Here is a 13,774-nt window from a genome sequence, read left to right on the forward strand (position 1 = left end):
CTTAATCTCTCTCTTCAATGGGTACGTATGAACGTTCTTCTGGACCAACATACTCAGCCGTCGGCCTGATTAATTTATTATTCTCGCGTTGCTCAAATACGTGTGCAGACCAACCAGTAATTCTTGACATCACGAAAATTGGCGTAAACAGTGAGGTTGGGATATCACAATAGTGGTATGCAGAAGCGCTGTAAAAATCTAAATTAGGAAATAAACCCTTCTCACGACGCATTACCTCTTCAATGCGCTCTGAAATTTTGTAGAGGGTCATGTCATTTTGTTCTTTAGATAATTTTTTTGACCACTGCTTGATTATATCCGAACGAGGATCGCACTCTTTATAGACTCGATGTCCAAAACCCATTATTTTTTCTTTATTTTCAAGCATTTCCATTAATTTTTCTTCAGCCTCATCCGCATCAGTAAATTGTTCAATTAACTCCATAGCGGCTTCATTAGCACCACCATGCAGTGGTCCCCGTAATGTACCTATCGCCGAAGTGATGGCCGAATAAAAATCCGACAAGGTTGCCGCGGTAACTCTGGCTGCAAACGTTGATGCGTTAAACTCATGTTCTGCATAAAGAATAAGCGAGACGTTCATCATATCCCGTTGAGCTTTATCAGGAGCATTACCATGCAATAAAGCCAAAAAATGACCTCCCAAACTGGTCTCATCGCTTTCACCCGTGATTTGCTTGCCTTCAAACTGATATAAATACCAATAGCAAAGCATACCCGGAAAAATAGCCAGCAAGCGATCAGCAATATCATACTGCTCTTCGAAATCAAGTTCAGGTTCAAGTGTTCCTAAAAATGAGCATCCGGTTCGAAGTACATCCATGGGATGGGTATCCTTTGGGATTAACCTCAGTACCGTTTTCAAGTCTTGAGGCAAATAGCGCAAACGAATCAATTTATTGATATAGTCTTTTAACTCCTGCTGCGTAGGCAATTTGCCGTGAATTAAGAGATAGGCAACCTCTTCAAATGAAGCCTGTTCAGATAAGTCCTCTATGGAGTATCCACGGTAGTTTAAACCAACACCTTCATTCCCTACGGTAGCAATTGCAGATTGACCTGCAGTAACACCCGCTAATCCACCTGATTTATTCGCCATCCTGTTCTCCCATAAACTGATCCAATTTTCTTTCGTAATCCTGGTATTTAAGGACTTGGTACAATTCTTCTCGTGTTTGCATCTCATTGAGCCGACCTTTTTGGGTCCCTTGCTCAATGATAGAACAATAAACATTCAAGGCTGCTTGCGACATCGCCCGAAACGCGCTTAAAGGATATAAGATTAACTTAACTCCTGCGGTACTTAATTCTTCTTTTGTAAATAATGGCGTTTTCCCAAACTCAGTAATATTCGCCAAAATCGGCACATTAATATGTGATGAAAAATCTCGATATTCATCCAGTTTAGTCAATGCCTCAGGAAATATCATATCCGCTCCAAGCTCGATATAATATTCAGCTCGCTCGACAGCACCAGAGAGGCCTTCTTTAGCAAAAGCATCGGTTCTTGCCATAATGACAAAATCAGGATCAGTACGAGCATCTACTGCAGCTTTAATCCTATCCCCCATTTCCTGCATAGAAACAATTTCTTTATTTGGGCGATGACCGCAACGTTTAGCCACGATCTGATCTTCAATATGAACAGCAGCAGCACCAGCTCGCTCCATTTGTTTGATCGTTCTAGCAATATTGAACACATGTCCCCACCCTGTATCGACATCAACCAGTAGCGGTAAGTTGCTGGCCGAGGTGATACGACGAACATCTTCTAAGACTTCGGCTAAGCCAGTCATTCCAAGATCAGGCAAACCATAGGACGCATTGGCGACACCAGCACCAGATAAATAAAGCGCTTGTCCACCGGCTTTTTCAACGAGCATCGCAGAGTAAGCATTAACTGCACCAAGCAATTGTACTGGTGGGGTTTCTTTTACTAATACTCTTAACTTTTTTCCCATTGAATGAAGCATTTAAATTCACTCCTTTGCATTTGTAACACGTTGATTTTTCTAGATCAACCACAGTCCATCAAAGCAATAAACTACCTTTAAAGTACCAGCGGCAATACCCAGCAATATTTACTCGATCTGAGAGCACCTCACAAAATAACTCTCCTTTTCGTAGCCCACCTTGAATTCCTCTTAGTACCTTTTTATTCAATTGCTCCGACCAGTAAGGCGCAATAACGCAATGCGCAGATCCGGTTACGGGATCTTCTAAAATATTGTGCTTGGGATAAAAACAACGCGAGTAAAAGTCAGAATCACTGGCTTTTGATGTAAGAATCAGACCACGTTTAGGAAGATCTGCTAAGCCCTGGAAATCAATGTTTGCCTTGGCAACGTCTTTCTCACTTGGCAGAACAATCATGTAATCCAATTCACTAATAAAGGCCTTGTTTAGAGAAACATCCACAACACCTTCTAAACAGGAGGTATCCTTTAATGGATCAAAGGATAAACGGGGGAAATCCATCACCAGGAGTTGTTCTTTTTTTCGAACATAAAGCGGGCCGCTTAAGCTTGAAAATTTGATAGAATTGCTTTTGCATAGATCTAACTCAAAGAGTAAAAAACCCGCTGCAAGTGTGGCATGGCCGCACAAGTTAATTTCACCCTTAGGAGTAAACCATCGAATTTGATACCCGTCTGGTTCTTCGAGAATAAATGCCGTTTCAGATAAGTTATTTTCAGCTGCAATAGCTTGTAACAGCTCATCATTAAGCCACTCCGTTAAGAGGCATACGGCAGCAGGGTTACCATGAAAAACTTTATCCGTAAACGCATCGATTTGATATAAGTCAATATTATGCACAGATACTTCCTTATTCCCTGTAATTGCGGAAGATTATCATTTTACTCTGAAATAACAAAGTTCCTTTCTATTTTTTTCTTCAAAAATCGTGACGGGGAAATAGCCTCTATTAATCTCCTTGGGAGAATTGAAGGTTCATGGTTAATTACCCCCGCCAACCATTCTGTGCATAAAGGAATCGTTGTTAAGCCACGCGATCCAAACCCCGCTAAAACGTATAACCCAGGATAGACTGGTGCTGGTTTTGGAATCCAGCGCTTAGCATTAGTTGCTAAACCAGAATAAAGCGTTTCGAACATTGATGATTGTATTACTGATCCAGCTACAGGCAAGTAATCTGGGGTACTAGCTCGTACACCTGCCCAGTTTGCAATGATTTGATCATTCCATTCTCCTTGGACTGGCAAATGGTTTAATACGTTTAAATTTATTTTATCATCCATTGGGGAACATTCAGCGTGATTGACGCCTAAATCATAGGTTGCTCCAAGGTGATGATGGCCTTCATAAACTGGTAGTACATGCCCGTTACCACATACAGGAATTTTCAATAAAGCACTGGTTTTAGTCGGAGGAATCAACGACATCTGCCCTCGAATTGGTTTTAAAGGGAGATATTGAGTTTCTTTAAAATGGTTCGCTTTATAACCCGTCGCTACAATAAGAGCTTCTGCCTGAAACTTGTTCACACACCAAGCCTTACCATTCCTAGTAATTTGACCAACATGGCAATCTCCATCCCAATTAATACGCCCATGATCTAGAAGATGCTCGCATAATTTTCTCGAATTTATCCAACCGGCCTGCGGGATGTAGAGAGCGGTTGAAGCAATAGGAACACCAGCTATTTTTGTCGCTTCATCAGAGCTTAATATAGCGCCTAGCTCAGGATATGCATCCATCCACTCGTTCAGGCTAGCAAAATAATCTTTGGTTTTCTTAGAATCAGCAAGCTGTAGTATCCCCTTTAATTCTCCAAATGACTGTTGCTTAAGAATAGAGCGATACATCCTCACAGCATATTGAAAAGCCAATAACATAAAATCCGTCATCGGCGCACTAAAGGCTGAGAAATTAGGAAAGAGCACGGCTTGCTCGTTTGCAGAAGCACCTCGTCCAGGCCCTGCTTCTTCATCCAGCACAGTAACATTCCATCCGCGATTAGCTAAATTACGCGCCATGAAACATCCTGCAAGACCGCCACCTAATATGATCGCCTGACGTGAACATGGCTTGTCTATGACTGAAAAAGCCCAGGGAGTATTCCTTCTTTTAATAGAAACCGTATCATTTTGAAACTGCGCTGTCAGCATTTCGCGTTTACGGCCAAACCCTGGTTTTTTCAAACAATTAAATCCTGCAGCCTTTAAACTCTGCTTCACTACACTGGCCACAGAAAACGTAGCCAGTGTGGTAGAGCGGTCGGACAACAATCCAAGTATGGTTAACAGTTCAGGGGTCCACATGGTGGGGTTTTTAGCCGGAGAAAATCCATCTAGAAACCAAGCATCTACTGCTTTTGACTGCAATTGAGATTCTAAGCGAACATCGCCTGTTTTTAATAACTGCTCCCAACACTCCAGAGCCTCACCAAACATGAGCGTCAACTTTACACGCCCATGTGCAAATTGAAGATGATGAAATCCCGGAGTCAAGCTAGGATATTGGCTAATGAGTTCTTCAGCTTGTTCACCTAGCTCAGGCCATAAAGCCAAACATCTCTTTAAATCGTCTTTTAATAATGGATGCTGTTCACAGGAGATAAAATGCAAACACACATGCTCAGGCGCATGTTGAAGCCATAAGAACCAGCTCAACAAAAAATTTAAACCGCTACCAAACCCTGTTTCCCCAATTACAAAGTGGGAACATGAACGATCATGATGCATGGCTTGCCAGCGCTCAATGAGATGATTACCCTCAATAAAGACATGGGTAGACTCAGCTAAGCCATTATCAAGAGAAAAGTATATATCATCAAAGCCCGTGGCAATGGGAACCCCCTCTTGCCAGCTAATGTTAGCAGGGATAATGGGAATAAATCGTTTGCTCAAATCTAATTACTCAGCAACTTGTCCATTTTCTTAGCACTACATCGGCGGCATGCTTGGTGTATTGAATTTCATCCAAACCATGAGCGCTTGATACAAACCCTGCTTCAAACATCGATGGTGCAAAGTACACGCCCTCTTTCAACATGCCATGAAAAAAATGCCTAAAGAGTGACTCATTGGATGCAGCAACATCATTAAAATCAAAGACATTGGCTTGATCTGTAAAGCAAAAGCCAAACATCCCCCCAATTGCTGCGCCGCAAAATGGGATATCATAGGCTTTAGCAACGGAATCTAAGGCACTGATTAAAGCGGCCGATAGTTCATTTAACTGTTCATAAAATCCAGGGCGCTCTAACTCGCTTAGAGTAGCCAAGCCTGCTGCCATGGCTAATGGATTTCCAGACAAAGTGCCCGCTTGATAGACCGGACCTTCTGGAGCCAGATAATCCATTATCTCTGCCTTACCACCAATGGCACCAACTGGCATTCCGCCACCAATCACTTTTCCAAGCGTCGTGAGTTCAGGAACAATACCATAGTGCCCCTGGGCACCATTGATGCCAACTCGAAACCCAGTCATTACTTCATCAAAAATTAAAACAGCATTATAATCATTACACAGCGCTCTTAGTCCTGACAAAAAGTCAGGCTTTGGCCTGACAAAGCCCATATTGCCAGCGATAGGCTCTACGATCACAGCGGCAATATCATCCTTAAACTGTTCAAATAAGTGTGAAACTTGATCGAGATGGTTAAAATCGGCGGTTAACGTATGCTCGGTGATGCTATCAGGTATCCCTGGCGTCGCAGGAATTCCTAGGGTTAAAACGCCAGAACCAGCTTTGACCAACAATCCATCACTATGACCATGATAACAGCCATTAAACTTAATTACTTTTCGCTTCCCTGTATATCCTCTCGCCAGTCGAATAGCCGTCATGGTAGCCTCGGTTCCAGAGTTTACCATGCGAATTTTTTCAATCGCTGGCATTAATCCCGTAATTTTTTGGGCTAACTGAATTTCTAATTCGGTCGGAGCTCCAAAACTCATGCCATTGTTAAGTACCGCAGAAACTGCTTCAATTACCCTAGGGTGACAATGACCTAAAATAAGTGGCCCCCAAGATCCTACATAATCAATGTAGCGATTATTATCCACATCCACCAAATAAGCCCCTGTTCCTTGCTTAAAAAACAAGGGCTCACCCCCTACCCCTTTAAAGGCCCGAACGGGCGAGTTAACGCCCCCTGGAATAAGCGCTTTCGCTGCAAGAAACAGATCATGTGATTGGCTCATCATTCACCCTGGATTTAAAATGTATGTATTTTACTCACTACGCTTGCAAATCTCCAGCAGAGATTTCTTTACATTATTCTCCATAGCCTATAAATTAGGCACTTTTTACAATTAGAAAAGAACTATGGAACCTTATAAAAAATTCATTTGCGTCATTTGCGGTTTTATTTACGATGAGGAAGAAGGCTGGCCTGAAGACGGCATAGCGCCCGGTACGCGCTGGGAAGAGGTGCCAGAAAATTGGTTTTGCCCAGACTGTGGGGCCGGTAAAGAAGATTTCGAAATGGTTGAGATTGAATAACTAGAAAGGTTTAACAACCACCAAAAGTACAATTAGTATTAAAAAAAAGGTTGGAATTTCGTTAAACAGTCGAAAGTAACGGCTAGAATGTGGACAAGATCGCGTCAAGAAATGTTTACGATACAGTCCACACGTTAAATGATAACCCCATAACAAAATAACCAACAATAATTTGGTATGCATCCAGCCCGCGCGTAAGTAATAACTAGGATTGTACAAGAGCAATGAAATACCCAATGCTGTTGTGAGAAGACCCGCGGGCCACATAATCCCGTAATAAAGTCTTTTTTCCATTATCTTAAATCGTTCCAACCCTACGTCGTCATGGGTTTGGCAGTGGTACACAAACAGTCGCGGCAAATAAAATAAACCAGCGAACCATGCAACCATCGCTATGATATGAAATGCTTTGAGATACAACATTATGTGCTATCCTTTTTGTTTTTCCTTCGCGAGTATCTGATAAGATTCAATGCCTCGACACCAAGCGAAAATCCCATAGCGAAGTACACATAACCCCGTGGAACATGGAATGCAAAACTATCGGCCACCAATACCATCCCAATTAGAATTAAAAAGCTTAAGGCTAACATTTTAACGGTTGGGAACCGCTCTATAAAGTGACTGACCGGCTCACTGGCAAAAATCATCACCAAAATAGCACAAGTAATAGCCAACGCCATAACCCAAAAACGATCCGTTAAACCAATTGCGGTGAGCACACTATCTAATGAAAAAATAATATCCATTATCGCGACTTGAATGACTACCGCGCGAAGCGTGATGTCTTTAGGTTGAAATTCACGAATTTCTTTTTCTCCATTAGAAACTTCAAAATGAATTTCTTGTGTGGCTTTAGCAATCAAAAATCCCCCACCAAGCAATAAAAAAACATCGCGAAAGGAATAGCTAAACTCACCCCAAGTCACAAAAGGTGTTTTAAGCTTCACGATCCAAACAGCAGAAGCTAATAAAATTAAACGGGTTACCCAGGCAAACGTTAGTCCCCAACGTCTTGCTTTTTTACGCTGAGCTTGTGGAAGCTTCTCAGTCAGGATGGATAAAAAAACAAGATTGTCAATCCCAAGAATAATTTCAAGAATAATGAGTGCGCTTAAGCTTAGAAAAATATCTAAAAGTTCCACTATGAAATAATCTCCCTGAAATGAATAGACTTCTTCACAAACTCGCTGATTCGGAAAACTTGGACTGAACACTGGTGCCCGAATCAGCGAGTTTGTGAAGAAGTCTATTAGATTGTAACAAGCTAAAGCGGATTGTCTAGACTCGTATGATTCCTTTTCGTAAATTGCTTGGTTATAATACGTTGTTAGCATACATGATTTATTTTACAGGTGGCCACAATAATTAATTTAATCAAAAAGTTACTACGGAATAAGCGGGGTGTTAATCTCGAACCAATCGACACTATTCACACCATTCCCCGTAGCAAACATCAAATTTCTAAGCCAGATATTAGTGATAATGCGCTTAAGGTCGTCAACCGCTTAAACAGTGCTGGCTTTGAAGCCTATCTCGTCGGTGGCAGTGTACGCGACCTTTTATTGCGCAAAGCGCCTAAGGATTTTGATGTCGCAACCAACGCAACGCCTAATGAAATCCGCAACTTATTTAAAAATGCCCGAATCATTGGCCGTCGTTTTAAATTGGTCCATATTCTTTTTCATCGTGAAATCATAGAAGTAGCAACCTTTAGAGGCCATGAAGCTTCTGACGCACAGCAATTATTAAACGATCGTGGCATGCTTATTCGTGATAATGTCTATGGCACCTTAGAAGAAGACGCCTGGCGACGCGATTTTACAATAAACTCGCTTTACTATAATGTATTAGATTCAACCATCATTGATTACACTGGTGGTTTTGAAGACATTGATAAGCGCTTGATTCGAATTATTGGCGAGCCCGTGGTTCGTTACAAAGAAGATCCTGTAAGAATGTTAAGGGCCATTCGCTTTAGCGCTAAATTAAATTTTGACCTGGCTGAACATACGGCAGCCCCACTATCTGAATTAAGTCATTTAATTACTCATGTTTCAAGCTCACGACTGTTTGATGAGATGACAAAACTGTATCAATGTGGTAACGCTGAATCCGTTCATCGACTCATGTTGCAATATGGTTTTTTTGAGCAGCTTTTTCATCAAACCTCTACCCTGCTTGATAAAAAATATCCTACACATGCTTTGATTGGGATCGCCTTAGAAAATACCGATAACCGCATTAAACAAAACAAACCGGTGACACCGGCGTTTTTATTTGCTGTTATTCTTTGGTTTCCTTTATTAGAAAGAGCAGAGCGTCTACGAGAAGAGGGCATAGATCCCTTGCCTGCATTAGAACAAGCGATGTCACAAGTCATCGCCGAACAAAATCGGATTGTCTCCATACCAAAACGGTTTACGCAAGTGATGCGAGAAATATGGATCTTACAATATCGTTTATCCAAACGAACAGGAAGACGGGCCTTTAATATTATGCAGCATCCGCGTTTCCGCGCAGCCTACGATTTTCTAGCATTACGAGCGCTCGCTGGGGATGAATCGATGGAGCTTGCCGACTGGTGGACTAAATTCCAAGAGGAAAATCCTAGTGTTCAAAATCAAATGGTAGCTGAATTAACGCCGAGCCTTCCGCGCAAACGTCGTCGACGAAAGCCGAAGCCCTCTTTATGACAACTTGTTTTTTAGCTTTGGGCAGTAATTTAAAACACCCAGAAAGGCAATTGCGCCTTGCCATTAAGGCTTTACGTCAATTGCCAAGAACTTTCATAATTAATCAGTCTAGAATATACATTACCGAACCATTAGGTTCGGCTTTTCAGCCTGCCTATCGTAATCAAGTCATTGAATTACACACAAAAATCCCTCCATTAAAACTGCTGAATTACTGCCAATCCATTGAGCTAAAGCATAAGCGCATCCGAAAACGTCGTTGGGCTCCTAGAACCCTGGATATTGATATTTTGCTTTATGGCGATCAAACCTTAAATACATCTCGCTTGACGCTCCCCCACCCAGAGCTTCATCGTCGTGATTTTGTGCTAATTCCTTTGCTTGAGCTTCTTTGCTACTGGCCCGATCAATATAAATCGATTAAACTTGACCTAAATTCAATACTTTAGGCGAGGGAGTTGTGTATAAATCGATATTGCATCCAACCGATCTAAGTGAAAGTCATTTTCACTTATGTGAAAAAGCAGTCGAGTTTGCCAACCTTTTTAATGCGAAGCTCTATTTACTTCATGTGATTGAACCTCCTGCGTCATTGCAAATTGCTCAAAGTTTAGGTTTTGCTGAATTTGACAAGCCTAGGAAAGAGGATGCTCGGGCTGTGATGAACGTTTTAGGAGAGGCATTAACTATTCCGACTGAGAGACAATACGTTGAAGTCGGATCAATAAAAATGCATGTTTTAAACATGATCATCCAATTATCTTGTGATCTAGTTATTATTGGTAGTCATGAACCCAATCAACTTCCACAGTTTTTAGGAAGTACAGCCCACGCTGTGGTGCAAAAAGCGCCCTGCGACGTTCTTACAATAAAAATATAAAACATCCATTTGGTGAATGGATGTTTTATTGTTTTAATCACAATGGCTAATTAGTACCATCCGTAGCCATAACCATAGCAAGGATTACAAGTGGCGCAGCAAGTAGTTGTTGTGTATGTTGCTACAGGTCTTGCACAGCTAGCGCCACAAGATGCTGTATAAACACCACAGCCTCCTAGCGCTAAGGTTGAAACTAATAATGTAAATCCAATTAGATACCGTCTCATAATTGCTTCCTTGTCATTTTGAGCGAGTACTTTTATTATAATTTATGGCAATGAATTATTCAAATTGGTCGCAATAAGATCTGATCTTGCGCCTTTGCTATACTAAAAGAAAGGTGATTAAAAAATGGATTTCATCATGAACACTCGCACAAGGACTACGAACAATAGATTGATTATTTTTTTGGCGATGTCTGTGTTTTTAATAAGTACTGTATTTACAACGATCGCTGTCGCCCATTACGCTGAACATCTATACCCTGAGCATACTTACAATCCTTACTATTTGCATCATCCGTCTCATATTATTTATTCTCCTCACCATTACCACTACGTGCCAAATCATCTTCATATACATCATACACCAGCCCATGACATTGATTTCCACTATTGGACCGATTGGTACAAGATCAGTTCAAACTGTTATCGAAGCTGCTTTGTTGATCGGCTGGGTAGAACTTTAAAATGCGCCCATGAATGTCACTAAATTTAACCTATACCCGTGATCGTTCAAAATGCGGCAGGGCTAAAAAGAGATAGCGTAAATCACGCATTTTGAACGATCACAGGTATAATAAAAGGAATTAAGCTCATAGCGAGCAAGTTAAGAGTGCTGAAGATGTTGGAAAGAACTTACCGATAGAGATTGCTTGGACAAGGAGCTCTAAACAGAAATTGCTGAGCAACGCGTATGCTAAGTTGGCGTGATTTTAAATTTGGGCTATGATTGCGACTTTTAGATTTCAGGAGTTGATATATGAAACCAGGGCAAGACAATCTGTCTACTAAGCGCCAGATGAATGTGGATGGTAAGACTTACCATTACTTTAGTTTAAAAGAAGCCGAACAAAATCACTTTAAAGGCATTAGCCGACTGCCCTACTCCTTAAAAGTGCTGTTCGAAAACTTATTACGTTTTGAAGACGGCACTACGGTTAAAATAGAAGATATCAAAGCCGTTGCTGACTGGTTAGATAAAAAAACATCACAGCATGAAATTGCTTATCGCCCTGCGCGTGTTTTGATGCAAGATTTTACTGGAGTGCCCGCTGTTGTAGATTTGGCAGCCATGCGAACAGCAATTGAACAAATGGGAGGCAAAGCCGAAAAAATATCTCCCCTTTCTCCCGTTGATCTAGTCATTGACCACTCAATTATGGTCGATCGCTTTGCGACCGAAGATGCCATGCAAATCAATACTGCAATTGAAATCGAGCGCAATAAGGAGCGCTATGAGTTCTTACGTTGGGGTCAAAAAGCCTTTGCAAACTTTCAAGTGGTTCCGCCGGGCACAGGAATCTGCCATCAGGTCAACCTTGAATACCTAGGTAAAACGGTTTGGAACACTGAAGTTGATGGCATAACCTATGCTTATCCAGATACCCTAGTTGGAACGGATTCGCATACTACGATGATTAATGGATTAGGTGTTCTAGGCTGGGGAGTTGGGGGTATCGAAGCCGAAGCGGCTATGCTTGGTCAACCCGTTTCCATGCTTATCCCTGAGGTCATAGGCTTTAAATTAACCGGTAAATTACGAGAAGGCATTACTGCAACTGATTTAGTATTAACCGTTACTCAGATGCTTCGTAAAAAAGGCGTGGTGGGTAAATTCGTCGAGTTTTATGGTCCTGGCCTTGCTGATTTACCCTTGGCCGATCGAGCAACCATTTCAAATATGGCACCAGAGTATGGCGCTACATGTGGCTTTTTCCCAGTCGATAAAGAAACAGTACGCTATTTACGTTTAACCGGTCGTGACGAACATACGATTGCATTAGTTGAAGCCTATTGTAAAGAACAAGGATTATGGTATGAAAAAGGCAGCGAGGAACCAGTCTTTACCGATACGCTGTCGCTGGATTTAAGTACAGTTGAACCCTCTCTTGCTGGCCCCAAGCGCCCCCAAGATAAAGTTAATTTAACAACATTACCTGAAGAGTTTGATGCATTTCTAAAGCAATCTGGGAAAGAAGAAGAAAAAAACAGTGAGTTTGCGGTTGATAACGAATCTTATGCGCTTCAACACGGTGACGTGGTGATCGCTGCGATCACCAGCTGCACCAATACCTCAAACCCAAGTGTGCTCATGGCTGCAGGGTTATTAGCAAAAAAAGCAGTTGAGAAAGGATTGCAACGTAAACCGTGGGTGAAATCTTCACTTGCTCCTGGCTCAAAAGTAGTCACGGATTATTTAAACCTTGCAGGGCTACAAACTTACCTTGATGAACTTGGATTTAATCTAGTAGGCTACGGTTGTACAACCTGCATTGGTAATTCAGGTCCTCTTCCTGATCCCGTCTCTCAGGCTATTTCAAAATATGATTTAGTTGTGAGTTCGGTCTTATCTGGAAACCGAAATTTCGAGGGTCGCGTTCATCCACAAGTTCGTGCAAACTGGCTCGCTTCCCCTCCTTTGGTTGTTGCTTATGCTTTAGCCGGTTCAACGACACTTGATCTTAGCAAAGAACCTCTTGGCAAAGACAAAGATGGCAACGATGTTTATCTAAAAGATATTTGGCCTTCGAACGCGGAAGTGGCTGTAAAAGTCTCTAAAGTAAGCGGCAGCATGTTCAAAAAAGAATACGCCGAGGTCTTTGAAGGCGATGAACTATGGCAAGCGATTAAAGTTGGCTCAGACAAAACTTACGCGTGGGATGACAATTCCACCTACATTCAACACCCACCTTTTTTCGAAAATCTCACAAATAAACCCGAGCCAATTAACCCCGTCAACGAAGCCCACATTCTTGCTTTGTTAGGAGACTCAATCACGACGGATCACATTTCGCCAGCTGGCGCCATTAAAGCCAATTCACCCGCAGGTTTGTATTTAAAATCCAAAGGGGTTGGTGAAAAAGACTTTAACTCCTATGGTTCACGGCGTGGTAATCACGAAGTCATGATGCGAGGAACCTTTGCTAATATTCGTATTCGCAATGAAATGACTCCCGATATCGAAGGCGGCTTTACCAAGCACATTCCTTCAGGTGAAATTATGCCGATATTTGATGCAGCCATGAAGTACCAAGAGACCAATCAGCCTCTTGTGGTCATTGCTGGAAAAGAATATGGAACTGGATCATCTCGTGATTGGGCTGCCAAAGGAACCAATCTGCTGGGAGTCAAAGCGGTTATTACTGAAAGCTTTGAGCGCATTCATCGTTCCAACTTAATTGGAATGGGGGTTTTACCGCTGCAATTTATGCCAGGGACTACCCGTAAAACACTCGACTTAGATGGAAGTGAGCGAATTAGTATCCAAGTGGGCGATGATTTAAAACCAGCGTCCATTTTGCCGGTAACCATTACGCGTCAAGACGGTACAGAAGAGCAAGTTGAGGTTTTATGTCGCATTGATACTGCGAACGAACTTGAATACTACCGGAATGGCGGTATCTTGCAGTATGTTTTACGCAATTTAATGGCATAAGACTCCCTGAAGTTCTTGATGAAGCAATGTGTGCTTATGCTTCATCAA

13 protein-coding genes are annotated in these 13,774 nt (G+C 41.9%); 5 read left to right on the forward strand and 8 right to left on the reverse strand.

What is annotated here, in order from left to right:
• Nucleotide 1: 1 nt before the first annotated feature.
• From prpC to hemL, 5 genes are read right to left on the reverse strand one after another with little or no spacing between them, the layout of a single operon-like run.
• Nucleotides 2-1,120 (reverse strand): bifunctional 2-methylcitrate synthase/citrate synthase, encoded by a 1,119-nt coding sequence (prpC, locus tag E1O47_RS00120; protein WP_133129243.1) that lies wholly within the window; start codon nt 1,118-1,120, stop codon nt 2-4.
• Nucleotides 1,110-1,994, reverse strand: coding sequence for a methylisocitrate lyase (gene prpB, locus E1O47_RS00125; RefSeq protein WP_133129244.1), 885 nt, complete (start codon nt 1,992-1,994; stop codon nt 1,110-1,112). Before prpB ends, prpC begins: the two co-directional genes overlap by 11 nt.
• A 58-nt stretch (nt 1,995-2,052) precedes the next feature.
• Nucleotides 2,053-2,838, reverse strand: a complete 786-nt coding sequence (locus E1O47_RS00130; RefSeq protein WP_133129245.1) for a PhzF family phenazine biosynthesis protein — start codon at nt 2,836-2,838, stop codon at nt 2,053-2,055.
• A 41-nt stretch (nt 2,839-2,879) separates the two neighbouring features.
• Complete coding sequence (gene mnmC / locus E1O47_RS00135; RefSeq protein ID WP_133129246.1) at nt 2,880-4,892, reverse strand: bifunctional tRNA (5-methylaminomethyl-2-thiouridine)(34)-methyltransferase MnmC2/FAD-dependent 5-carboxymethylaminomethyl-2-thiouridine(34) oxidoreductase MnmC1; 2,013 nt, start codon at nt 4,890-4,892, stop codon at nt 2,880-2,882.
• Between the two features lie 10 nt (nt 4,893-4,902).
• A complete protein-coding gene (gene hemL / locus E1O47_RS00140) occupies nt 4,903-6,192 on the reverse strand; it encodes a glutamate-1-semialdehyde 2,1-aminomutase (RefSeq protein ID WP_133129247.1) in 1,290 nt (429 codons plus the stop codon).
• Nucleotides 6,193-6,316: 124 nt separating this feature from the next.
• On the opposite strand from hemL, the gene E1O47_RS00145 reads away from it, so the two are divergent.
• Entirely contained in the window at nt 6,317-6,493 is a 177-nt protein-coding gene (locus E1O47_RS00145; RefSeq protein ID WP_133129248.1) for a rubredoxin, read from the forward strand.
• Here the strand turns inward: E1O47_RS00145 and hemJ are convergent, their stop codons facing one another.
• Nucleotides 6,494-6,916, reverse strand: a complete 423-nt coding sequence (hemJ, locus tag E1O47_RS00150) for a protoporphyrinogen oxidase HemJ (protein WP_133129249.1) — start codon at nt 6,914-6,916, stop codon at nt 6,494-6,496. It abuts the gene before it with no gap.
• Complete coding sequence (locus E1O47_RS00155; RefSeq protein ID WP_133129250.1) at nt 6,916-7,638, reverse strand: TerC family protein; 723 nt, start codon at nt 7,636-7,638, stop codon at nt 6,916-6,918. Before E1O47_RS00155 ends, hemJ begins: the two co-directional genes overlap by 1 nt.
• A 276-nt stretch (nt 7,639-7,914) precedes the next feature.
• On the opposite strand from E1O47_RS00155, the gene pcnB reads away from it, so the two are divergent.
• Genes pcnB through E1O47_RS00170 form a run of 3 tightly spaced genes read left to right on the forward strand, consistent with a single transcriptional unit; the run spans nt 7,915 to nt 10,069 of the window.
• Nucleotides 7,915-9,189, forward strand: a complete 1,275-nt coding sequence (gene pcnB / locus E1O47_RS00160) for a polynucleotide adenylyltransferase PcnB (protein WP_133129360.1) — start codon at nt 7,915-7,917, stop codon at nt 9,187-9,189.
• Entirely contained in the window at nt 9,186-9,638 is a 453-nt protein-coding gene (folK, locus tag E1O47_RS00165) for a 2-amino-4-hydroxy-6-hydroxymethyldihydropteridine diphosphokinase (RefSeq protein ID WP_133129251.1), read from the forward strand. The genes pcnB and folK overlap by 4 nt, the downstream gene beginning before the upstream one ends.
• An 11-nt stretch (nt 9,639-9,649) precedes the next feature.
• Nucleotides 9,650-10,069, forward strand: a complete 420-nt coding sequence (locus tag E1O47_RS00170) for a universal stress protein (RefSeq protein ID WP_133129252.1) — start codon at nt 9,650-9,652, stop codon at nt 10,067-10,069.
• Between the two features lie 50 nt (nt 10,070-10,119).
• On the opposite strand, the gene E1O47_RS12195 is transcribed toward E1O47_RS00170, so the two are convergent.
• Nucleotides 10,120-10,296: a hypothetical protein gene (locus tag E1O47_RS12195; RefSeq protein ID WP_165474999.1), complete on the reverse strand. Its 177-nt coding sequence runs from the start codon at nt 10,294-10,296 to the stop codon at nt 10,120-10,122.
• 754 nt (nt 10,297-11,050) lie between these two features.
• Between E1O47_RS12195 and acnA the strand changes: the two genes are divergently transcribed.
• On the forward strand, nt 11,051-13,726 hold the full coding sequence (gene acnA / locus E1O47_RS00175; protein ID WP_133129253.1) for an aconitate hydratase AcnA: 2,676 nt from the start codon (nt 11,051-11,053) through the stop codon (nt 13,724-13,726).
• Nucleotides 13,727-13,774: the final 48 nt, after the last annotated feature.

Origin of the sequence: Legionella yabuuchiae (genome assembly GCF_900640115.1) — a bacterium.
Lineage (GTDB): Bacteria > Pseudomonadota > Gammaproteobacteria > Legionellales > Legionellaceae > Legionella_A > Legionella_A yabuuchiae.

Bases quoted from the DNA above. Each gene is read 5' to 3' on its own strand.
- hemL (WP_133129247.1), bottom strand. From the start codon at position 6,192: ATGAGCCAATCACATGATCTGTTTCTTGCAGCGAAAGCGCTTATTCCA.
- E1O47_RS00145 (WP_133129248.1), top strand. From the start codon at position 6,317: ATGGAACCTTATAAAAAATTCATTTGCGTCATTTGCGGTTTTATTTAC.
- E1O47_RS12195 (WP_165474999.1), bottom strand. From the start codon at position 10,296: ATGAGACGGTATCTAATTGGATTTACATTATTAGTTTCAACCTTAGCG.
- acnA (WP_133129253.1), top strand. From the start codon at position 11,051: ATGAAACCAGGGCAAGACAATCTGTCTACTAAGCGCCAGATGAATGTG.
- hemJ (WP_133129249.1), bottom strand. From the start codon at position 6,916: ATGTTGTATCTCAAAGCATTTCATATCATAGCGATGGTTGCATGGTTC.
- prpC (WP_133129243.1), bottom strand. From the start codon at position 1,120: ATGGCGAATAAATCAGGTGGATTAGCGGGTGTTACTGCAGGTCAATCT.
- prpB (WP_133129244.1), bottom strand. From the start codon at position 1,994: ATGCTTCATTCAATGGGAAAAAAGTTAAGAGTATTAGTAAAAGAAACC.
- folK (WP_133129251.1), top strand. From the start codon at position 9,186: ATGACAACTTGTTTTTTAGCTTTGGGCAGTAATTTAAAACACCCAGAA.